This window comes from Kordiimonas sp. UBA4487 (assembly GCF_002389025.1).
GTDB classification, from domain to species: domain Bacteria; phylum Pseudomonadota; class Alphaproteobacteria; order Sphingomonadales; family Kordiimonadaceae; genus Kordiimonas; species Kordiimonas lacus.
The window spans coordinates 1-23,753 of record NZ_DGNR01000009.1 but is presented as its reverse complement, the minus strand read 5'-3'; the positions used below and the strand labels follow the sequence as shown (position 1 = coordinate 23,753).

At 55.6% G+C, this 23,753-nt stretch carries 12 protein-coding genes and 1 pseudogene; 5 read left to right on the top strand and 8 right to left on the bottom strand.

Going from position 1 to position 23,753, the window contains the following annotated elements; genetic code table 11:
• Positions 1–515: calcium-binding protein (locus B3Z17_RS05165; RefSeq protein ID WP_349680295.1), on the top strand; the 515-nt coding region annotated here is incomplete at its 5' end.
• A gap of 89 nt (positions 516–604) precedes the next feature.
• Here the strand turns inward: B3Z17_RS05165 and B3Z17_RS05160 are convergent.
• The 5 genes and pseudogenes from B3Z17_RS05160 to B3Z17_RS05140 all read right to left on the bottom strand — a co-directional run.
• The gene (locus B3Z17_RS05160) at positions 605–1,549 is read right to left on the bottom strand and encodes a hypothetical protein (RefSeq protein WP_286828848.1); all 945 of its coding nucleotides are present in this window, start codon (positions 1,547–1,549) and stop codon (positions 605–607) included.
• Positions 1,549–2,406 carry an ABC transporter ATP-binding protein gene (locus B3Z17_RS05155; RefSeq protein ID WP_068305244.1) on the bottom strand — a complete coding sequence of 286 codons (858 nt, stop codon included), beginning with the start codon at positions 2,404–2,406 and terminating at the stop codon, positions 1,549–1,551. Before B3Z17_RS05155 ends, B3Z17_RS05160 begins: the two co-directional genes overlap by 1 nt.
• Positions 2,407–2,417: 11 nt before the next feature.
• A complete protein-coding gene (locus tag B3Z17_RS05150) occupies positions 2,418–2,777 on the bottom strand; it encodes a GntR family transcriptional regulator (protein WP_068305243.1) in 360 nt (119 codons plus the stop codon).
• A gap of 15 nt (positions 2,778–2,792) precedes the next feature.
• Positions 2,793–2,921: a hypothetical protein gene (locus tag B3Z17_RS05145; RefSeq protein WP_277620378.1), complete on the bottom strand. Its 129-nt coding sequence runs from the start codon at positions 2,919–2,921 to the stop codon at positions 2,793–2,795.
• Between the two features lie 872 nt (positions 2,922–3,793).
• Positions 3,794–4,039, bottom strand: a pseudogene (locus tag B3Z17_RS05140) (transposase); the annotation flags it as partial.
• 294 nt (positions 4,040–4,333) lie between these two features.
• Between B3Z17_RS05140 and B3Z17_RS05135 the strand changes: the two are divergent.
• Together B3Z17_RS05135 and B3Z17_RS05130 are read left to right on the top strand one after the other, a co-directional pair.
• Entirely contained in the window at positions 4,334–5,242 is a 909-nt protein-coding gene (locus B3Z17_RS05135) for a hypothetical protein (protein WP_286828847.1), read from the top strand.
• Positions 5,243–5,998: 756 nt separating this feature from the next.
• Positions 5,999–12,226: a calcium-binding protein gene (locus B3Z17_RS05130; protein WP_286828846.1), complete on the top strand. Its 6,228-nt coding sequence runs from the start codon at positions 5,999–6,001 to the stop codon at positions 12,224–12,226.
• A gap of 189 nt (positions 12,227–12,415) precedes the next feature.
• On the opposite strand, the gene B3Z17_RS05125 is transcribed toward B3Z17_RS05130, so the two are convergent.
• Positions 12,416–14,122, bottom strand: a complete 1,707-nt coding sequence (locus B3Z17_RS05125; RefSeq protein WP_286828845.1) for a calcium-binding protein — start codon at positions 14,120–14,122, stop codon at positions 12,416–12,418.
• A 178-nt stretch (positions 14,123–14,300) separates the two neighbouring features.
• Between B3Z17_RS05125 and B3Z17_RS05120 the strand changes: the two genes are divergently transcribed.
• Both B3Z17_RS05120 and B3Z17_RS05115 read left to right on the top strand, forming a co-directional pair.
• Positions 14,301–15,260: a DmsE family decaheme c-type cytochrome gene (locus B3Z17_RS05120; protein WP_286828844.1), complete on the top strand. Its 960-nt coding sequence runs from the start codon at positions 14,301–14,303 to the stop codon at positions 15,258–15,260.
• Positions 15,261–15,262: 2 nt separating this feature from the next.
• A complete protein-coding gene (locus B3Z17_RS05115; protein WP_286828843.1) occupies positions 15,263–17,770 on the top strand; it encodes an MtrB/PioB family outer membrane beta-barrel protein in 2,508 nt (835 codons plus the stop codon).
• A gap of 457 nt (positions 17,771–18,227) precedes the next feature.
• On the opposite strand, the gene B3Z17_RS05110 is transcribed toward B3Z17_RS05115, so the two are convergent.
• Entirely contained in the window at positions 18,228–21,002 is a 2,775-nt protein-coding gene (locus B3Z17_RS05110; protein ID WP_286828842.1) for a S8 family serine peptidase, read from the bottom strand.
• Between the two features lie 71 nt (positions 21,003–21,073).
• Positions 21,074–23,753 (bottom strand): beta strand repeat-containing protein (locus B3Z17_RS05105; RefSeq protein ID WP_286828841.1); only part of this gene is annotated, 2,680 nt, incomplete at its 5' end.

Below are 23,753 nucleotides of genomic sequence, written 5' to 3'. Positions count from 1 at the left end.
TTGGCAACGACCGCGTGAATGCGGGCGGCGGCAACGACAAGGTCTTTGGCGGCCGCGGCGGCGAAGGCGGCAGCAATGATGTGATCGATGGCGGGGACGGCAATGACGTGGTGTTTGCGTCTGACGGCAACGACAGCGTTCTTGGCGGTGACGGCGACGATGACCTTTTTGGCGGCTCCGGCGATGATACTGTCCACGGCGGTGACGGCGATGATACAATTTGGGGTGGCGCAGGCGATGACCTGTTCACCGGCGGCGGCGGCGGCGATATCTTCGCCTTCGGCGCAACATCCGGCAAGGATACTGTCACCGACTTCAGCGTGGCAGAGGACGAACTCAGGCTCACGGGAACAGTGACAGACTTCACCGACACCGCGAGCGTTGCGGCGGCTGCAACCGTGGCGACCGTTGCGGGCCAGGCAGGCCTTCTGATCGACACCGGCGGCGGCAACAGTGTGTTTCTGGTCGGGTTGACGGTCGAAGATCTCAGTAACATGGTGATGCTGCTGGATTAGCGTTGCCTATTGATGGCAATGAAAAAGGGCCGCCCCTGGGGGCGGCCCTTTCCTCATCTCGGGTCTTTGGGAGAGTAGAGATGGGTTCCTTAGATCGCGCGCTTGCGCATCTCGATGGCGCCGTAAACAAAGCCTCCTGCGATCACCAGCCCCAGCCAGAACTGGCCACTTGAGAGTGTGTAGGTCAGGCCTTCCATTTGCACGCCTCCGAACACGAGGTTCAGGAAGTCACGCGGGCCGTCAATATCCGGGTTCAGGTCATGGTAGGCATAAGCCTGCCAGCCGCCAAGATGGACACCAAACCACTCAAGGAAACGCGTGGTTTCAAACAGGATACCTTCAACCGCAGCAATCACCGCGGGGGGCAGCACAGCCCACATGAATGGCAGGCGAGATGCATAGGAAGAAACAAACAGCACCCAGGCCAACAGCGGCAACACCCACAAAGTGGAAACTGCATACTGCGTGACAAAGACTGCCCAAGTACCCAGCATGGTCGCCAATGGCCACATTTCCAACACTGGCCCACCCTGAAACAGCACAACAATGCTGAGGAAGAAGGCAATCAGCAATTGCGCTGCAACAGCAACGCCCAGGAACACCAGCGGCGCAACCACCACAGGGGTAACAAGCTTGGCCAGTACTTCCTGCCAATCGGCTACCGGCATGGACTTCCAGAACAGGATTGAACGGTCACGACGCTCTTCGTACAGGGAAGACAGGAGCGAAAAGAAAATCACGAATGGCAATGCCACCCAGCTGATGCCGCCCATTACCCAGTAGCTCAACGTTACAGCAGCAGGCAGTTCATGCTCGCCTTTGTCACTGTTCGCGGCCATTTCAACGGCTTCACCCAGGTTTGAAACTTCCGGATGGCGATCAAAAACGCCGTCAAACTCGATGGTTGCTCCGAAACCGATGGTGGACACAATCACCAGGAAGACCGACAAGGCTGCCAGGATGGCCGGCACACGGATATAGCCGTTCATGCCGTCCAATATTTCGCGTTTAATGAGGGCTGTGAACGTGTTCATTATGCCTCTCCTGTCATGGTCGCCACGAAGATATCCGCCAGGCCCAGGCGGCGCGTTTCGCCCAGTTTGGCCAGCGTTTCGCGGTCAATATTTTTATAGACGCACGTGGATTTGCCGAAAGTACTGCCCTTGGCAATCGGGCCAAGCTTCATGGCTTCTTCCTCTTTGCCCGGGCTGACCATCACTTCGATGAATTGCTGTGTCAGCTCGTCCATATCGGACTCAAGCACGATGTTGCCATCTTGGATGAACATCACATCAGAGAGGATATGCTCCACCTCTTCCACCTGGTGGGTGGTGATGATGACCGTCCGCTCCTCATCGAAATATTCTTCGAGAAGGCTTTGGTAGAACTGCTTGCGGAAGATGATATCAAGGCCCAGCGTCGGCTCGTCCAGAACCAGCAGCTTGGCGTCAATGCTCATCACCACCGCCAGATGCACCTGCACGGTCATGCCCTTTGAAAGCGCACGCACCTTGCGGTCAAGCGGCACCTTGGTGCGGCTCAGGAAGTCCATCGCCTTGGCGCGGTTGAACCTTGGGTGCACGGCTTCGACATAGTCGAGCACCTCAACAACCTTCATCCATTTCGGCAAGGTGGCCACATCGGCGATGAAGCAGACATCCTGCATCAAGGCGTCGCGATCCTTCGATGGGTCCAGGCCCAGCACGCTCAGCTCGCCGTCATATGACGACAGGCCCAGAACCGCATTCAGCATGGTGGTCTTGCCCGCGCCGTTGGCGCCGATAACCCCAAGAATGCGACCCAGCGGCACTTTGAAGTCCACGCCATTGAGGGCCTGGAAATCGCCGAAACGCTTGGAAAGGCCTTTTGCTTCAATTACATAATCTGTCATGTAGCCCTCCCCTAATGACTGCGGCTGCTTTTGAGCAGCTCTTCTGTATCAAGACCCAGGCGGCGGATGGTATCCAGCACACGGGGCCATTCTTCTTTAATGAAACGCTCGCGCTCAGCCTCCATCAGCTTGTCGCGTGCGCCTTCCACCACGAACATTCCCAGTCCGCGCTTTTTCTCAACCAGTCCGTCCATGACAAGCTCCTGATAGGCTTTAGAGGCAGTGATAGGATTTATTTGCATTTCAACGGCGACATTCCTTACGGAAGGAAGGGCCTCACCCTCAATGAGGGAGCCCTCCATAATGGCCGTGACCACTTTGTCCTTCAGCTGCCGGTAGATCGGCTGATCGTCCGTCCAATCCGGCGTCATACGCTCTCCCCTTCCTTAAGCTGCAGCTGCAAAGAGCTGGATATGCACGGATTGTGCGGTGCGCTTGAGAACGTCGGCCTGGCGCGCCAGACGGCGGCTGCGGCGTTGTTCGCGTTTGACTTGTTGGTAGGTTTTCATCGACATTTTTGTTTCTCCTCGCGTACCCGGTTTTCCCGGGGTTTGTTGTTATCGTCTTGTTATCATTTTGCTGTCGTATCTGAGCATCTTTGTCGTCAGAACCCCTGGCCTTTTTGGCTCTTGAGTGGGGCGGGGGCCGGTTCTTTATGTTTTTGTCCGGCCCCCTGCTCGTTTTCCTCGCTGTCGAGATTGTCTCTCGCTTCTGTTCTTGCTGTCGTCACTCGGGCCGGGTGTTTTCACCTCTTGTCCCGTACCGGCCGTTCCTCGCTGAGCCTTTTGGCTCTTATTTACCCTTGCGCTCTTGTGCCGTGCTTGGAAGTGGCTTGAGTGTCTGTTTGGGCGTTTTATCGTGCCGGTGTATTAGTTATGTATAACACCACATCAGATATGACAAGAGGAAAATTAAAAATTCCTGGAAGAAATTATTTAAATAATTGATTTTAAATGATTTTATTTTTGGGGCATTTTGATGCGAAGTGTTTAGCAGCTGTGCTGGAGGTGTATTACAGGTGTTACACTCCCCACAAAACACCCCGACTCTCACACACTGCCTGTCGAGGGCCACTCATCATGTCAATTTCGGCCACAGTTTAGTCAAATTACCCAACCGTGAAATTTTCCGAAACTTTTGCCCCTTTTTGGTACAGGCGTTTTGGGGCCTGATTTTTACTAATCTTGCTCAGCTACGAAATATTCGTTCGCGCCAGTTCAGCCCATATTACACCTAAATTTCCCATAATTTAAGTTATAGGCGTGGGATGCAATGTCAGGAGTGTTGCTGTTAAGTCCACTCCAAGAGCACTCTATGAGCGAATATCCGATCTAGTTCATAATCTGACATATCGAATTTCCTTGTTATCAGGAGATTGATTAGACGCCTCTTCGCACAGCCGCCGCTCTGAGCGGATGCCGAAGCAATAGCCCACAATCAGCATCCGTATCATCAGTTCCGGGTCAATTGAAGGACGGCCTGTGTGACTGTAGAAAGGGGCAAGATGCGATCGCAGGTCGCTCAGATCAAGACAAACATCGATCCCGCGCAGCAGGTGATCCCTTGGAACGACGGCCTCAAGATCAAATGCATAAAACAGCTGCTTCTGACCACTCGCCTGCCGACCCATCATCGCCCAATCCTCCCGCTTCTTACAGAAACAAGTGAATCAGAGCCTCAAACAGCATTCAACAAGAGTTTTTCAACGGAATAGACCCTAAACGGTCACAACAAGCATGAAACGAATTAATTCAAATTGTCGCCATATCTTGTTCACATTGCAAACATAGATAGTATGTACACAATTAAAAAAACACCCTTAGATTCGCACACCCTTGCCACTAGACGTCACAATTATACGAAATGCGCGGGGATGATGGCAAAGCCACCTTCTAAAGAAGAAATAATTGAGTAGGATAATCAGGCAATGACGGCATTAAACTCCATAAGCGAGTTTTTCCAGCAAGAAGCCCCTCGTAGAACTTCAGAAAAAGTGTCTCTTATCTTCATTGCTACACTAGTTTTTTCTGGGGTGTCATTGGCCCAAACGAGCACATCGGCCCAACCCCAGGCAAACACCATCAGCTTGGAAAGCTGGTTCCAGAAAGGCCGCCCAGCCAACATGTACCGCATGGGAACTGAAACGGACCCTGGTGTTTGCCAACCAATGCTGTCCGCTTTGAATGAGCCGGCAAAACTGCCCGAAATCTTCAAGACATATGAAACAAGTGTACTGCCGGAAAATGGCGAAGCCTATATCCCCAATCGAAGCGCCTGGTTTTCTGCACTCCATACCAAATTATCGGTCAACTGGACTCCTTTGCAGCACTATGCCTCACCGACCATGAGCATTGAGCGTGCACTGGTCGATCTTGATCAGGACGGGAAAAGTGAAGCTGTTTACCGGCAGCTCCGGACCGGACCGGGTAGCCGCTATTTCTATAGCTATATGTCGCGTACATCAACCTATCCAGAAGAGGAAACAATTTTTAGCAGAGCCCGGCAAGATGCAATATGGCAGGACCGATATGGTGAACGCCCCTTTAAGGGCAAGGCTCTCCCCGGTAGTCCAAGTAGCGATCGAGCCGCCTTATTTCTGAATATTGAGGGATATCCAGAAGGCTTGTTGCCGGAAAATGTTGTCAAAGTGAGCAGACTGGAAGGGTTGAAAGAAGTCGCGAAAGTCGGTGACAAATACTTACTACTTGTGGTCGCAGAAAACCATTACCAGAACCGCCCTTTCTCCGTTTATGCCCTGCATGTCATAGACAATAGGCATCAAAAACTCGTTTGTCGTTTTGACAGCAATTTCCAGATCGCAAATTCCATTCAGTAAACACCACATCAAGCTTTCCTATGGGGGGTCAAAGTGCCAATTTCGAACCTAGACACAATCTATAGTGATAATTCACTCTTGGAAGATGCGGCGGCTGGTGCTGCGGCAACAAACTTTCAGGATGCTGCAACTAACTATCTCAAACTCAAAGAAAATGCTCGTCTTGCAACAAATGACCCCACTGCTAAATATGGCATCCACGATGATTCCGAGGGTCTGCCCACATTTGGATATGGATATAACCTTGCAGCTCATAGTGGCGCTGACTTTCAAAGTCTATTTGAGCATGCACTGGGAGGCGCTCCAACCGGCAATACCCTCGTCGCGATGAATTATATTGTTGAGTGGATGAATACAGGTTCCATCACGCTATCAAATGGCAACTCAGTGGTCGTAACCAATCAAGAAATCCTTGTTGCGTCAGGTGGCGGTATCGTTGACCCAGCACTGACAGACCTCAATGACTTGCAACATTTGACCCTCACTGAGGCGCAACATGCAAATTTCCTGAAGGCCGTCCTTTTCGGTATTGGTGGTGCTTCGGGGTTCAATGCTGATCTTACAGAGGATCTTGGAACGATAGTTATCGATGATTCCGAAGAGAGGATCGCACTGCTGTCACAATACTACGCCAGCCACACGCTCATCGGTCCTGGCCTCATTGATGCCTTAAAAATCACTGATCCAGCAATCGCCCGAGCTGAGGCCTGGTTTCAGCTCGCGTATAATCATCAGGATACCAATAGCAACGGAATCATGAAACGACGCGTTGAGGAAGCAGACAAATTGTTCGGGCTGCGTTCTGCACAAACCGACACCCAGCTGTCCCAAGACGAACTTGAAAAGGCACTTTCCCACCTTTTCAACGGTCAAACTGCCGGCGCCAACCCGATCGACATCTATGCAACGATTGAAGCACGCGATACTCAAGTCGATTTGGAAAGCGCCATCGAGGACGAACTGGATGCGCTCAAAGCCTATTACGGCATAAAGTCGACACAAGACATCCATTTTGTTCAGCGTGACGAAGATGGTCAAGATAGTGCCCTGATGGCAAAAAATTCAGCCGACCAGGGAGCTAATGCAAACAATCTTATTTTGGGAAAGGATGGTGACGACACGCTAACTGGAGGCACTGCTTCGGATTTCCTTGATGGGGGAGAAGGTGACGACAAGCTAATAGGCGGAGCAAGCAACGATACACTTAAAGGAGAAGCTGGCGATGATGTTCTAGAGGGCGGCGAAGGTGACGACGTTCTGGACGGTGGCGAAGGGCTTGACGTTGTCTCCTTTGCCAATCACACAGCTGCCATCGACGTAACGGCCGGACCAAACGGCGCGCTTCAGGTCAGTTCGCCCGGCCTCGGCACGGATACCATCAAGAATATCGAAAAAGTTGTTGGCTCGACATATGGCGATACCTTCACGACAGGTACCGGAACAGACATTTTTCTTGGGGACGCAGGCAACGACAGTTTTGAGGTGCAACTACACCAGTCGACCCAACCCGATATACTGAGCGGCGGGGACGGCATCGATACCCTGGTCATTGGCACAAAGGCCATGACCAATCCATACGGCAACCTCATTATCGATTTGTCAGCCGGTTTTGTTGGGACGTTTGCTCAAACGGCCCAGGGTCAGGTTACGACCAAGCAAACCATCGATGGAGAGGGGTTAGACATATTTGACAGAGTGAACGACCCTAATCTGATCAATTACTTCGCCTTGATCGAAGGGGATAACGTTCACGGTGCCGATATTGAAAACATTACGATCAATGGCAGCGAGTGGAATGACAATAGTAGCTTCCGGGAAATCTACATCATTGGAGACGACAGCGACAATACGATCCTGATCGAGTCCGACAACGCCGGATACCAGATTCTGACCGGTGGCGGCAATGACACCATTATCATAGACTTGGACAAGGCCCCATATGCGGCATTCGAAGTGTTTGACCCAACACCTCAGGACCGGATTATTTTCCGGCTCGGCGGCGTCGACTATCAATTATCGCCCGGCGACTTTACAGCCACGCCGAACGGGTATGAACTATATGAAAGCACCCAATTGGGCGAAGTATATTTCAGGCCGGAAGCCAGTTTCCACACAACCGTAGCCTTTGAGTTGAGCTTGGAGTTCCATACAACAAGCTTCGCGGCCTCCCCCTATTTCTACTATTGGCAGGAAGGCGACTTCGGATACTCTGGCTTCAACACCGGCGCATTGTCTGACGATCCCGTGGACTACCCCAATACAATCGAAGCCTACAACGCACGCGTAACCTCTGTCACCCTTGACCCTGGACCCAATTACTCACCGACATGGGGTGTGACTTCAACTACTGACAACGACCAAATGTTTGGCGATACAGGCAATGACAACCTCAGCGGCGGCGCAGGCAATGATCTGGTCTATGGCCATTTTGGTGACGACAGCATTTCTGGGGGTACAGGTAACGATATTCTCGCTGGTGGCGCTGGCGAAGACACGGTATCCGGTGGCGACGGCAACGATCTGGTTCTGGCAGACATAGGCGAAGGCGCTGACGTCTACGACGGCGGCACGGGCGACGATACACTGTCTTTCGGCACCGCCACAGGTGACGTATCCGTCGACCTAGCAGCGGGCACCGCAAGATCCGGTACAGGGCCAAGTGATACTGTCAGTGGAATCGAACACGTCACCGGCGGCGTCGGTAACGATACGCTGACAGGCAACAGCGGCGACAACAAACTCGTCGGCGGCGTGGGAGCCGATCTATTGCAGGCAGGAGGTGGCGCGGACAGCCTCTCCGGTGGCCTCGGGTCGGACACCTATCTGTTCCAGGCCGGCGATGGTAACGACACTGTCAGCGACGCGGGTGACCTGTCCAACGACACACTGAACATATCTGGATATTCCTCTAGCGATGCAACATTTGCCCGCAGTGGAGACGCCCTGGTCATCAGCTTCGCGGGCAGCAGTGACAGCGTCACGATTACGAAAGGCCTGGACGGCGATATCGCCAACACGGTTGAATTCGTGATCTTCGATGACAGCACCCTCTCAATCGAAACCATCAAGGCAACATATCTTGGCGAAAGCAGCGGCAATATTGATGGCACGGCAGGAAGCGACAGCCTGACGGGCGACAGCACCAACAACCTGATACAGGGCTTTGGTGGCAGCGATCTGCTGTTGGGAGCCGATGGAGATGATACTATTGACGGTGGCTCCGGCCTCGACACCCTGCAAGGTGACGCCGGAGACGACTTCCTCACCGGCGGCTCCAGTTCCGACCAATATCGCTATCAGGCTGGAGACGGTGCTGACACCATCCAGGATGTCGGCAGCGGCACAAGCGACATGATCATTGTCACAGGCTATACCTCAAACCAATTATCCTTCGCGCGTATTGGCAGCGACCTTGTCATCAGCCTTCCGGGCAGCGGTGACAGTATAACCGTGAAAAACACCCTTGATGGCGATAGCGCTGACAGCGTCGAACTTTACCAGTTCGATGATACAACCCTGTCTCTTGACGACATCAAGTCGCTTTACCTGGGCGAAGGTGCCAGCACGCTTGAAGGAACCGCCAACGCCGATTCCCTGAAAGGAACCAATGAAGGCGACCTGATAAACGGCCTTGGCGGGGATGACACACTTCGGGGTGAAGGCGGTGACGACACGTTGATCGGGGCCGGTGGCAACGACTATCTTGGTGGCGGCGTGGGCGCTGACAAGCTCGATGGCGGCTCCGGTAATGATACGCTTGTCGGTAATGACGGCGATGATGTGCTCACAGGAGGAGACGGCACGGATCACCTCATCGGTGGCCTTGGCGCCGACACGCTTGATGGTGGCACTGGCTATAACATCGCTGACTATAGTTCCGACACGGCAGGCGTTTACATCAACCTCGTCACCAATACCTTCAGCGGCGGTGAAGCAGAGGGCGACGTGTTGATCAATATCCCACGGGTCTATGGTGGCTCGGGTGACGACACGCTCATTGGCAGTACAGACGCTTACTGGCTGCGAGGCCATGGTGGCGACGACATCCTGGTGAGCGCCGAGAATGCGACCGGCTCCTATAATCTGGAGGGCGGCTCGGGTAGTGACACCTTCGTGCTCTTGCCCGATTGGTACATCAACACGATCATGGACTTCGTCTCTGGAGAGGATGTGATTGACCTGACGGCCACGGGGCTGCAGTTCGCGGACCTGACCATCGCCCAATCGGGCGCCAACACGGAAATCTCCGAGGCTGGCGGCAATCTGATTGTCCTGTCGAACACGACAGCGACCGCCATCACAGAATCCGATTTCATTTTTATCAGCACCACTCCCCTCCACCTGAGTGGCACAAGCGGTGCAGACAATCTGGCAGGTGGCGCAAGTGGCGACACTCTGATGGGTCTTGATGGAGACGACTCTCTCGACGGCAGGAACGGCAATGACCGACTGATCGGGGGTAAGGACGACGACAAACTATCCGGCGAGGCAGGGAATGACACCCTGTTCGGCGAAGACGGGTCAGACACATATGTATTCACTACAGGCGACGGCCAGGATGTGATCGAGGAGAATGGCTTCAACGACACAGACAGGATCGTGATCCATGGCTACACTCCTGCAAACCTGATTCTGTCAACCACCGCCGCGGGCAGCAATGACCTTGTGATCAGCTTCCAGGGATCAACCGATACTATTACTGTGATGAACACCCTCGATGAAGACGCGTATGACAAGGTTGAACAATATGTTTTCGATGACGGCACCATCTGGTCGTCCGCAGACGTCCGGGCCAACCTCTATACCCAGCAAGCGACGACGGGCGACGATCAGCTATGGGGCTACAAGCCCGCGGACACCTTGGAAGGCGGCCTCGGCAACGACACCCTGATCGGCCAGGACGGCTCAGACACCTATGTATTCACTGCAGGCGACGGCCAGGATGTGATCGAAGATAATGGCTTCAACGACACAGACAGGATCGTGATCCATGGCTATACGCCGGCCAATACCAACGTGTCTTTCCTGAATGGCACAGCCGACGGTCTGGTTATTACGTTTGCCGGATCAACCGATCGCATCACAGTCATCAACACACTTGGCGGCGATGCCTATGACCAAGTGGAAACCATCACATTTGATGACGGAACCATCTGGTCCATACCCGCGCTTGTGATCACGGACATGATCGGCACGAACGGAAACGACCTGCTTACCGGCACCGCGAACAGCGAACATATGTTTGGTTTTGACGGCAATGATGTCCTCGATGGTGGTGCTGGCGACGACACGCTTGAAGGTGGCAGTGGCGACGACACATTGTCCGGGAATGTCGGCGCCGACATATTTATCGGTGGTGACGGCGTGGATACAGCGGATTTCACCTATTCGACGGCCGCTTTCACTGCCGATCTCACTCTTGGCACCGTAGACTGGGGTACGTCCACTGAGACGCTGAGCAGCATCGAAAACCTTATCGGGTCCAAGGGCGACAATACACTCATCGGTGACGTCGGCAACAACCGGCTCGACGGCCATGACGGTGATGACAATCTGCAGGGTGGCGCGGGCGACGATACGCTCTCGGGCGGCATCGGCACCGATACGCTTGATGGCGGCGATGGCATTGATACGCTCAGCGTTGCATATTCCAGCGCCAACTGGGCGATCGACCTGTCTGCCAACAACGCCGGTGGCGAGACCGCCCTCAACTTCGAGAATGTGGAAGGTTCGCAAGGCGATGACACGATCACCGGGGATGATGGGGCCAACAGGCTCGACGGCAGGCAGGGAATCGACATCCTGAATGGCGGCCTTGGCGACGATACGCTGATCGGCGGTAGCGGGTCGGACACCTTTGCTTTCGGCAGCAACTGGGGCAACGACATCATCACCGATTTCGACCCGACAAACGAAAAGATCGATATCGCAGCAGCCGGCCTGACTTATGCAGATCTGGCGATCAGCCAGGCAGGCTCGGACGTATTGGTTTCTGATGGCAGTGGCAATACGATCACGCTGTTGAACACGGATGCTGCATCCCTTTCTGAGGACAATTTCGTTGGCTTCAGCGCGGCGCCGGTCGTGCTGACCGGAACGAGCGGAGCAGACCTGCTGGTTGGCGGTGCGGGCGATGACACGCTTATCGGCAACAATGGCAACGACACCTTAATGGGTGAAGACGGAGACGACTTCATCAGTGGAGGGTCTGGCCTCGACCGTCTGGACGGCGGTGCCGGCAACGATACTGTCACATACTCTTATTCTACGGTCTCAACGAATATCGACCTGACTGCAGGCACCGCGGCAACAGAAACCATCACCGGCTTTGAGAACGCCATCGGCACCCAGGGCAGCGAGCAGATTGTCGGCACTTCGGGCGCCAACATGCTGGATGGCCAGAAGGGTGATGACACACTCATTGGCGGTGACGGAGATGACACATTGCTCGGCGACCTCGGTAACGACAGCATCTCAGGCGGTGAGGGCAACGACTTTATCAGCGGCGGGTCGGGTCTCGACCGTCTCGATGGCGGCGCGGGCAATGACACTGTCACATACTCTTATTCTACCGTCGCAACAAATATCGACCTGACTGCGGGCACCGCAGGCACCGAAACCATTACCGGGTTCGAGAATGCCATCGGCACACAAGCTGGCGAACGAATAGCCGGTACCGATGGCGCCAATATGCTCGATGGTCAGGCAGGCAATGACACACTCGTTGGCGGAAGTGGCGATGACACTCTAACCGGCGGCGGCGGCACCGACACCTTCGTGTTCGGCGATGGCTGGGGCCAGGACCTGATCACAGACTTCACCGATGGGGAAATGCTCGACCTGTCATCCAGCAGCCTGACCTTCGCGGATCTGACGATCAGTCAGGCGGGGGCCGACGTGCTGATTACAGACGGAGCGGGCAACCAGATCCTGCTGGCAGGCATCGATGCAAGCACCATAACGGAGACGGATTTCACGTTCTGATCCGGCAATCATTACCTGGGGTCTTCGACCCCAGGCGTCTGTCCGCATTTGGCGAAAGAGCGACCTTTAGGTTCTTGTCGTTGAGATGTCGCTTTCTGCCCCAAAGCGGCCAAGATGGCACGCGTTGGGAGGAAATTGCCAATTCCTCAGGTCGACGCTGGCATCCAGGCTGAACTCCGCTGCTACCTATTAGTCAAACACTATAGTCATGTTTTCTAGGTCGGAGACGGTAAGCCCCACAAGGAAGATGGTTGCGCCGCCCCCGGTGTCGATCAAAAGGCCCGTTTGCCCGTTCACTGTCGTGTCCTGGCTGGCGGAAGCCACATCGGCCACAGAGGCGAAATCAGCGTTGGTATTGACGACATACAGCGCATCGTCCGTCAGCTCGAAATCGCTGACTGTGTCAGTGCCGTGATCCCCGGCGAAATAGAAGGTATCGGCGCCCGGACCACCGGTTAACAGATCATCGCCACCACCGCCGAATAGCTCATCGACACCGTCACCGGCATCCACGGTGTCGGCACCACTGCCGCCGAACAACTGATCATCATTGCTGCCACCGAGGATGATATCGTTGCCAAGACCGCCAAAAACCGTGTCATTGCCCAACCCGGCCCGAACTTCATCCGCCCCATCATCCTTGCCGCCATAGACAATATCGTTGCCAGCACCTGCATAGATCACGTCGGCGCCAAGGCCACCGCCAAGCGCGTCCGCGCCATTAGCGCCATAAAGTGTATCGTCACCATCGCCTGACCAGATCTGGTCAGTGGCGCTGCCACTGCTAACCTGCTCCCCGTGATCAAACTGATTGTCTTCGTCCGCATCAGACCAGCTGCCACCTATCAGGATATCGTTGCCCGTGCCGCCAAAGATGATGTCCGCACCGGGATTGCCGGTAGCCCCACTGACGAAATTGTCACCGAATACCAAGTCGTCACCCGCTCCGGCGCCGACCACGTCATTGCCGTCACCGCCGGCGAACCGGTCCGCGCCCGCATCCCCGGGGCCCGCAAAGATTTGGTCATTGCCTGCACCACCGTCAATTGTGTCGTCGCCACTGCCACCCGTCATGAAATCACTGCCAGCGCCGCCATTCAGGCTATCGTTCCCGCCATTACCCTTGATAACGTCGGCACCATCACTGCCGGTGTGCGTCTCAGCGGCATCGGTACCCGTGAAATCGCCACTCTGGGCCTCAGCAAACAGAAAATCTTCGGCTCCCAGGTCGTCCGACGCGATCCCTTTCAGGGTCAGTGTGGTGTTGCCGTCCAGCGTGATGACAAGATTGTTTCCATTTTGGCTGGCGGCATTTGTCAGGGCGCTCAGACTGGTCATATTGGAAAATTGCTGCAGGTCTATCCTGTCGCCGGATGTGCTGAAGTCTTCAATCACGATGGCGCCGGAGCCGTCAATGATGAACAGGTCACTGCCCGCGCTGCCTTCCAGCGTATCGTTGCCGCCACCGCCGGAGATGGTGTCATTACCGAAGCCGCCATCCAGCCATTCATCGGCGTCGCTGCCCTGAAGCGTGTCAGCCCCTTCGGGGCCGAGGATCTTTTCAATGGAAATCAGGCGATCCACCCCGCCCTCAAAATCGGTCACGGTGCCAGCCGAAAGATCGATCTTCAGCGGTGCGCTGCCGCCCGTGGTCCAGAAAGCATAGTCAGCGGTGTCGAAACCTTCACCGCCGTCAAGCGTGTCATTGCCGCGGTCAATCCGCAAATTGTCATCGCCTGCCTGGCCTTGCAGCAGATCATCGCCTCTGCCACCAACCACGGTGTCATTGCCATCACCCCCCGACACAACATCGTCACCCAGCATGCCCCGCATGGAATCATCGCCGCTGCCGCCCACCAGATTGTCGTTGCCGGATGTACCGTTGATATTCGCCATGAAGGCCTCCTACCCGTTTTCGAACGTACGCAGGACTGGCGAGTATCTTACCGGAAGATGCTTAGATCGCAAAATCACCATGGGGCGAGGACCGGTCAATTCTTTGTCACGGCCTTGAATTAAGGACGCGGCTCTGAGATCATGTCAATGATCTCAATCACTATGGCAGGAGCGGCGTGTGGCCAAGCTCGGTTTCCGTAGTATGAGCGTATTCCTCTCATCCCCCGTTTTGATTTTTTCTCTGGGGGCAGCACTCTTTATTGCGTTGGCGGTGGGCGCACGGGACCGATTGTCACCGCAGCCTGATGTCCTTCTTTCCCAAAGTCGTCCTGTCGGCATGGCCGTCTGTGCCGACTGCCACACGCTTGCGGCAGAGCATTGGGCCCACACGGTTCATGCCCGGCCCTCAGGCACGCAGATCGAATGTGAGAGCTGCCACGGGCCAGGTTCCGCACACATCCAAGCCCCGGACGACCCTTTATCCATCGTCCGGTTTTCCCGCACCAGCGAACACAGCATCCAAACACAGAACGGTCAGTGTCTGGCCTGCCATGATGGCGGCAAACGCCTTCACTGGCACGCGTCAGTGCACGAAACCGCTGACCTCGCCTGCAGCGACTGCCACAATCCCATGGCAAGCATATCAGGTCGGAACCTGCTGGCCCGCGAAAGTGTCAATGACACCTGCATGATGTGCCACCGGGAAACGCGGATCGACTTCAACCGCAGGTCCCATATGCCGCTCTTTGAAGGCAAAGTTGGATGTCTTGACTGCCACAACCCGCATGGCTCGGCTTTCGACATGCTGTTGCACACACCAACGGTGAACGAAACCTGCTACAGCTGCCATGCAGAAAAACGCGGGCCGTTTCTGTTCGAGCACGCTCCCGTAAGCGACAATTGCCTGACATGCCACAGTCCACACGGATCAAACCATGAAAAACTGCTGGTCACCGCCCGCCCGCTATTATGCCAGCAATGCCATAGCATGAGCGGCCATATAAACGAACTGATCACCAGTGGTTTCCTGCCCGATGCACGTTTCCCTGACCCGCGCCTGGTGGGCCGCAGCTGCCAAAACTGCCATTCGCAGATTCATGGCTCGAACCACCCAGCCGGATCCCGGCTGCAGAGGTAATCATGAGAGGGCACGTTACAAAATTCGCTTCTCCTATCGTCGGCATGGTGTTTGTGGCTGTCCTGGGCCCATGTTCCGGTGCAGTTGCCCAGATATTGCCCCCCGGCAGCAAACAGCAGGGGAACAGCGACAGCCATGCGACTGCGCCCTGGTGGGCACCGCATCCGGATGGCCTGAGTTTTATCAACCCATCGCCGCGGACGCCCAGCGGCTTTCTGTATGGCATGCCCCGCAACTGGTCGCCTCAAACCCGTACCGGAGACCAAGGCTGGCAATGGCATGGCTTCATTGAGGCCGGCGCCCGGATCACCAGCGGTACTACAGATGCTCAGGGCTTCAGGGAATATGCCGACCGCAGCCAAGGGCCTTCCATAAGCCGGGCCGTCATCAGTGGCCAAAACAGGTCGACTGGGCAATTTTTCAACCTTGTCGCCGGCAGTCCGCACCGAGACGACGGCTATGTGACAGCCAGCATGGGTAGGACAGGTCACTATGAAGTGACGGGCTTTTTCCAATCGCTCAGGCATGTATTCGCGACCAATGCCAAACCTGTCTGGGACGGCGTGGGAACCGGACACCTACGGCTCCCAAACGACCTGATGCCCGGTATAGCCAGCCGCGATCAACTGCTTGGCGTCCTTGGCGAGACTTCGCCCACGCGCCTTTCCCTGAAGCGTGAAAAAGGCGGGCTTGTCGCCCGCCTGTCGCTTACCAAACAACTGGCCGCCGAAGCGTCGGTTCAACATGAGTGGCGCAAGGGCAGCTGTCCCTTCGGCACCGGCTTCGCATTCCCTGCCTTCGGACAAACGCTGGAAACAGTTGAGCCGATCGACTATCAGACCACCGATTTCCGCCTGGCGCTCGATTACACCGGGCAGACGGTGGCAGCGCGGCTCCAGTACCATGGGTCCCTGTTCCGCAACGCCAATACGGCACTGACGGTGGAAAACCCTGGCCTATCGCCCTTCCTGCCTAACTTCACGGCGCCTATCGCCAGGCAGGCACTTCCCCCGGACAATCGGTATCATATGATTTCAGCGGACCTCTCGGCGCCCCTGTCCTTCTGGAATGGCAGGCTAACCGTTGCCGCGCACTATAGCATCGTCCGCCAGGATGACGACCTGCTCCCGCCCACCATCAGCGAAGGCATCCTGCCTCTGCCCGGCGGCCTTTTGGATCTCAGCCTCTGGAACACGACCGGCGCGCTCAGCCAGACCACCGCCGCTGCCAAACGAGACCGACTGACGCTCAATTCCAAGCTCCTCCTCGTCCCTGCCCGCCGGTTGCGGGTCACGCTGGCGCTCAAGGTGCAGGACGAAAGCAACGACACGAATTATATGGCCTTCAATCCACTCACAGGCCAGCATGGCTACATTGCTCTGGATGGCGGGCTTGGGGGCGTTATGCCGCGCCTGTCCGGACTTTATACACCCGACAGTCCGGGCAGCCGGGTGCGGTTCCGCAACATGCCTTTCACCAAGGATCGGCTCAAGATCGCCGCGCAGGCTGACTACCGCTTTACCCACAAGACCAAGCTGACCATGAAAGCCTCTTATGTTGAGGAAACACGTAGGCCACGGGAAGTGGAGACGACGCGGGATACCGTGCTTTCACTTGGTGTCTCGACCCGTGCAGTACGTTTCGCAACCGCGCGCCTGTCATACCGCTACACCAACCGCAGTGGCACCCCGTATATTTCCAACCCCTATGAGGCCTTCTACACGTCGTCACTCGACGGTTATCTCCCGCTGTATGACGATGGAGACAGCCCGCATACCCTGTCCAGCTTCCGCAAGTTCGACCTCGCAGCTCATCATCTCCATGTCCTCAAGGGGCAGGTGAATTTCATCCTGGCTCCAACGGTGGACTTCGCCGTCTCCGCAACCCTCAGTCGACAGGATTACCGGGCGGATTTCGGCCTCCGGGATAGCAAAAGCTCAAAACTGAATGCGGAGCTGACCTGGCAGAGCGGGCCGCGCACGTCGCTCTATGCCTTTGCGTCATACGACAGCGCAAGCCGCAACGTCGCCAGCATTCGGGATGTCGGCCCCAACAGCACCGACGGCACAGCTGGCGGTACGAATTACCCGCTCGCCAACGCATGGTCCGCCACCCAGGGAGAAAAAGGGTGGGCCTTTGGCGGCGGCTATCAGCGGCACATGGATGACTGGACCCTGGACCTGACCTATATGTTTTCGCGAAACCGCAGTCGACTCGACTATGGCTATGCTTCAACTGGTGCCTTTGACGGTCGTGTCAGCGTCGAGGTAGCCGGGACTGGACTACCCGACCAGACTTTCCTCATGCATCACCTGAATGCCCGGCTCGGCTACAGGATTTCTGACCACATGCGGCTGAACCTACGGTACCGCCTGGAGCATGAGGCGTTAGATGATTATCATTACTCAGGCTTCACTTCACCACTTGTCGGAAACGACATATATCTTGGCATCCAACCCGCCAACTTCACCGCTCACCTAATAGGCTTGTATGTGGCAATAGGATATTAGCCCGATCGCATAAGTCCGCTTTTGGCGAAGTTTGGGACGTTCTTCCGGTATGGCATCAATGTCCGCTTCCCCTGCCCTAGCGGACACGCAAGTTTCCCCAAAACCCGAAAACGACACTAATTTTGTCCAGAAATTCCTGGCCACTTTTAATGTCGCTTTTCACGCATAAGATAAAGGACTGACAGAGCCGACTATGTAGCAGCGATGTCGCACCCACATTATCTAGTATGTTCTTTGGACAGAACTAGAGGCACGGGACAGGAGCTGACACAAAACATCGATCGCAAAATTGCCCAAAATGAAGCCAGAGGACGGCCCAAGATCATATTTGAACCGGTAGGTGACTACCCAATGGGTTGAACAAGGCGTTAGAGCATCAATATGACGTCCGCTTTATGTAGCCCGTCGGACGTTTTCCCCGCGACCCACAAACATTCCCTTCTGAACCAAAGCAGACCTACAGCATCACGTTATCGGCGGTCAGATCACCGAGGCTGATGCCCGCGAGGAAGATCACCGTATCGCCGAAGCTGATGGTAACACCAGCACCGTCCTCCGTGGTCGCGGCCTTCAGGGCGGCCAAGTCAGCAAAACCTGAACCGTCCAGGAACAGGATATCCTCGGCCGCGTCGAAGTCCGTCACCGTGTCACTGCCGTTGGTGCTGGTGAAAGCGAAGATGTCCGCGCCCGTGCCGCCCGTGAGCAGATCATCGCCGCCGCCGCCCCACAGGGTATCGTCGCCGTCGCCGCCTGTGGCCGTGTCACTGCCTGCGCCGTTGAAGATCAGGTCATTGCCGCCGCCACCGGAAAGCATGTCGTCACCGCCGCCGCCAAAGAGCGTGTCCTGCCCGGCGCCGCCGTCCAGCGTATCAGCGACCGCGCCGCCACCTGCGTACAGCACATCGTTTCCTGCATAGCCGTAGATGATGTCGCTGTCAGCGCCGCCGCCGATCGCATCATTGCCGTTGGCACCATGGATGACGTCATCGCCGCTTCCTGCCCACAGCTCATTGTGGCCGCCGCCAACGGCATTCGCACTGCCGTTTTCCCAGAAGCCGCCCACAAGCGTGTCATCGCCCGCGCCGCCGAACAGGGCGTCATCGCCGCCTTCGCCGACCGCCAGGTCATTGCCTGCGCCCACGCCGATGATATCGTCGCCAGACCCGCCATAATAGCTGTCCGCGCCCACATCCCCCGCGCCGGCCCACATGCGGTCATCGCCCTGCATGCCGTAGAGCGTTTCGTCAAAGGCGGCGCCCACGAGGGTGTCGTCCTGGTCTGTGCCGATGCCCAGCGTAAACACGGCGTCAGCAGAGGTTTTGAAGGCCGTCTCGCCGCCGATCTTTGATGTGCTGCCCGGCGCAAGCTTCAGCAGAATACCGTCCATCAGCGCGGCTGCATTGATGCTGTTCTGACCCACTGCGTCATCAAGCGTGGGCAAACCGCCATTGGCCGCATTCATCAGGGCCCAGTCGTCAGTGAAATAATAGGTGTCGTCGTCTGATGTCAGATCGCCCAGGAAAGTCAGCGACAGGTTGTTCACGGTGCCCGAGTTGCCGTTATCGACCGTGTCGCGGACGATCAGCGTCCATTCGCCCGCACTCTCCTCACCCCAGAACCCGCGCGCCAGGATGTCCCATACAAGGTTGCCGGTCTGCTCGGACCGATCATAATCTTCTGCTGTGAGCCGGGGTGTATCATAGACGATGATAGAGGTACCAGACGGCGAAATCAGCACCATCTCAAGCTCGGCCCAGACGTCGTGTTCAATATCAAGGGAAAGTGTTACCCCGTCCAAATCAAGGCCTTCAGTATCACCCGTCCTGAAACTGAAGGTCAGGTCGGCGCCATAGGTGATGGTTTCATCACTTGTCTGAAAAGCATGGCTCTGCTCCACCAGATTACCGCTATGGCGGGTCATGGCCCATGTCTCTGCCAGGCGCACAGCGGCATGAGCATCCACCATGCCAAAACCATAGTCGGACGACCAGTGAAAGCCACCACCGTTGACAGAAGCGGAACCGTTTATAATCCAGGGATTGTGCTCATACTCATGCAGGCCATCACGGCCGGTTCCCAACGCGCTGCCTGTATGTGCGCTCGATATTGCCAGAATTTCCTGAACGTCGCGCCATCCCAAGTCGGTGTCACCAAAAATATTGTTGCCGCCGGCCTGCAGCACCAGTGCGGTCACACCGGCGACAGTGGGAGCTGCGCCAGACGTACCAGCAATAAGCGCATAGTTGCCGCTGTTGAAATCGGAATCCGTGCCGCCGAGGACCCGTACGGGGAAACTGCTGAAATATTCCGCCGCGATGCGGGGCGTCGTTCGGCCATAGTTTGCATCTGGCGGAATTTCGGCGCCATATTCCAGCACGTCGCCATAGTTCCCCGGACGATCCGTGGTGAGCGAGGCTTCTGTTCCATACAGATTCGCCAAAGGGGCCGCAACATGCATGCTGGCCCCGAAGGTGGTTACATAGTTGACATAGCCGTCTGCGTTGATCCAGCTTACAGGAAGAATTTCGAGATGGTTCAGGCCAACAGGGATGTCGAGTGAGCCATCTCGGTGCCCTTGATTGCCCGCACCATTGATCCATATGGTGCCAAGCCCAGACCTGCCGGTCGCCAGATCAGTCACATATTGATCGTAGAGATCACCTAAAGTGTCACCCAGAGCACCTCCCGCTGTCAGTGACCGGCTAAATATATCAACACTATTTACTGGCAGGGCGGGAATACGGACATCGTTGAATACATACTCGTGCGGGTCCGCACTCTCATCAACATCGCCAACAATTTCTGCGCCGTAGGCAATCCCGACGACGCCAATACCATTATTGGCTTCAGCGCCAAAAACACCGGCAGTCTTTGTTGGGTGTGCAGAGCCCAAGCTAGCAATGAACCCCAGAAACATTTCGTGTGTGTAAACATTGAGCGATGAAAAATTCGGAATTAGGTCTGGAGTACTGGGATCAATCGGTTCCGCCGATCCGATCAGAACACCTGAACCGTCATATTCATCCCAGACGGAGATGATATTTATATGGGCGCTTTCGGTATAGGCGCCCGTATCGTCATACATGAATCCCGTCAGGTTGGCCTGAAAGGGAAACAGTGGGTCGTTGAAAGGGACATAGGTACCGGCAAAATCGCCGAACGGAATGGTATAGCCATCGGTCGCTGCGTCGATGCTTTCTACTGAAAGAGGCTCTGAAATCTTCTCGGTCACAAACTCACCTGAAACTGGCTAAAGCCGGATACCGGGCAGGCCTGAACCTGCCCGGCTGGTCTACTTATGGCTTAGACGCCATCTTCATATACAAGCCCTACCTGCACAAGCGCAATCACAGGGTTATTTTCATCCCCTGTCAGCATGGTCAGATACGTGTCCTCATTCTGGAGGTTGCTGATATCCAGTTCCAGCAACCCTGCTTCCGCAAGGGTCAGCAACTCGCCTGCCTGGCTGATGCCGTCCAGATTGGCATCCTGCCAGATGAAAAGCTCACCATAGCCAGCATCACTGCTGTTCAGCAGTCCATCAGAATTGGTATCAAACGCAAGCAGACCCATCAATTGGCTATCCGTGCCGCTGCCATCCCCGGTAAAGACAAGTTCGCTGACATCGTCAACGGTGCCGTTGCCGTTCCGGTCAGCGACGAGGATACCGTCACCAGCTACCATCCAGTCGGTCTGGTCTGCTGTACCGTTTCCGTCCATGTCGAAGGTCACGCCAGACGCTGCGGCAAAGCTTGTGCTGATGCCGTCACCGTCTAGGTCCACCAGAATGACATTGGTCATATTCTGGTAGGCCAATGCCACGTCACCTGCGCTCGAGACACTGCTATCGGACCAGATTACGTCTGCGGTATTCAACACAGCATTATTGCCGTCATCTGACGCAGTCTGCCCCGTGGACGTCAGCCCCAGGTCGATGGCCACGATACCCATGTCGGTCAAGCTCGTGAGTTCAGAGGCTGTGCTGACGCCGTCACCGTCGGCATCGACCCAGACGACAAAGTTGGCGAAGGCATCATCGCCACTGTCAAACTGGCCGTTGCCGTTGGTATCGAACCCAGCCAGGCCTTCAAGGTCGGTGGTGGCACCTGCTAGATCATCCAGGAATGAGATTTCATTCTCTCCTGCAATGGCACCGTTGCCATCCCGGTCGTAGGCCAGAATGCCATCATCAGCACCCACCCAACCGGTCCTTTCGACCGCACCATCACCGTCCATATCATACCAGGCATTGCTGTCAGAGATTGCGACCAGATCAAACCCGTCGCCATCCAGATCCAGGACGATCGGCAGGGCACTCTTGAAGCTTTCGAGAACATAGTCCCACTGGACCGACATCCAGGCAGTATCCGTTTTGCCGGTTTCATCAGTGGCTTTCCAACCGATGGTGCCGGTGCCGATTGTATTGATACTGCTCGCCGCCTGCACGGCAAACCGAACAGTGTCAGCATCAACCCTGATCTGGCTGCCAAACCCGACCCAAGGTGGCGTGCCGCTATCAGCGTCGGCATTAATGCCAAGGTAGCTCAAGCCGATGTTGTCGCCATCAACGTCATTCACCGTCAAATAGCCGAACTGTTTCTTGTGGTTCTCCAGGCTGTCGGCGAAGACAAACGAGCGAGATACAATTTCGGGTTCATGCTCGGGTTCGATAGTGCCATTGACATTGATTGTAATGGTGCCATTCAGGCCGTTCGAAGAGGTGACAGTGAAAATGTCTTTCACATTGTCGGTATCATTCAAATTCTGCACAACGCTGCTGCTGTTGTTCAGATTGTAGGTCCAGGCTCCCGAAGAAGAAAGACTCAAGGTTCCATAGGTTCCGGTGAACGACCCAGACAACCATGTCTCGCCACCTGGTTCACTTGAACTGATGGTTTTGGAGACTGACAAAGTGACATCTTCCTTCACACCACCCGACGATGATGGGTTTGATGGTGTTACGTTTGTCACGGTAACGGTAAAACTATCTGTTCCAGTGTTGCCAGCCAGATCAGTTGCCCTCACTTGCCCTATATAGGTGTTGTTCAGGTTACTGTCGGTTGGGTTTTCAAAATCATGTGACCCAAAGCTGAAGCTGCTCCCATTGAAGCTGAAATGGCTTTGGTCCGATCCAGAACCCGCAACAACAGTATCAGAACCGGAGACCCCGGTAACGGTCAGGGTTGTGCTACTTCCTTCCGGGACCGATTTATCGGAAACACTCACATTTGGCGCAACGGTATCGATGGTCACCCCCGTGCTGGCAGTACCGGTTGCCGACCCTGTATTGCCTGCACTATCCGTTTTGGTGGCTGTCACGACAGCCTTGAGCGTATGCGAACCGTCATTCAGGTGTGGCGAGTTGAAGCTCCAGCTGCCGCCACTTGCGTTTGCTGTTCCCAGATAGGTGCTGCCATCATAGATTTTGATAACGACGCTCGCACCAGACGTCGCACTGTATGTACCGGACAGGCCGGGCGTGTCATCAGCTGTATAGTTGTCTGTGCTTGATGAGCCCGTATCGGATGACGCATTCAGGTCAATCGTTACGCTGGCAGATACCGGTGGAGGCGTAGTATCCAAGGTGATATCCAGCGTTGGCGTCCCACTTGCGTCTGTCGAAGAAGCTGTCAGGGTCTTCACGCCGTCCACACCCAGGTCGCTGGCGGTTATATCAACATAACCATTCGTCACATCTGCTGCAGTAAGGGTCACCGTGCCCACAAGGCTTGCGCCATTATAGACTTCAACTACCGTCCCCACAGCGCCGTCCGCGAAGGAAGCCCGCAGGGTTGGCGTCGTGTCGTTGGTGATATCGTCACTTGACGAGGACCCGCTATCAGAAGACGCAAGCAGATCGAGCGTGGTAAGCGCCATTGGCGGTGTTTCCACCACATCGGTTACGTTGACCGTGATCAGTTGGTCATCATTCAGTGATCCATCACTGGCACGAACGGTAACCTCATAGGTGCCGTCGCCGTCA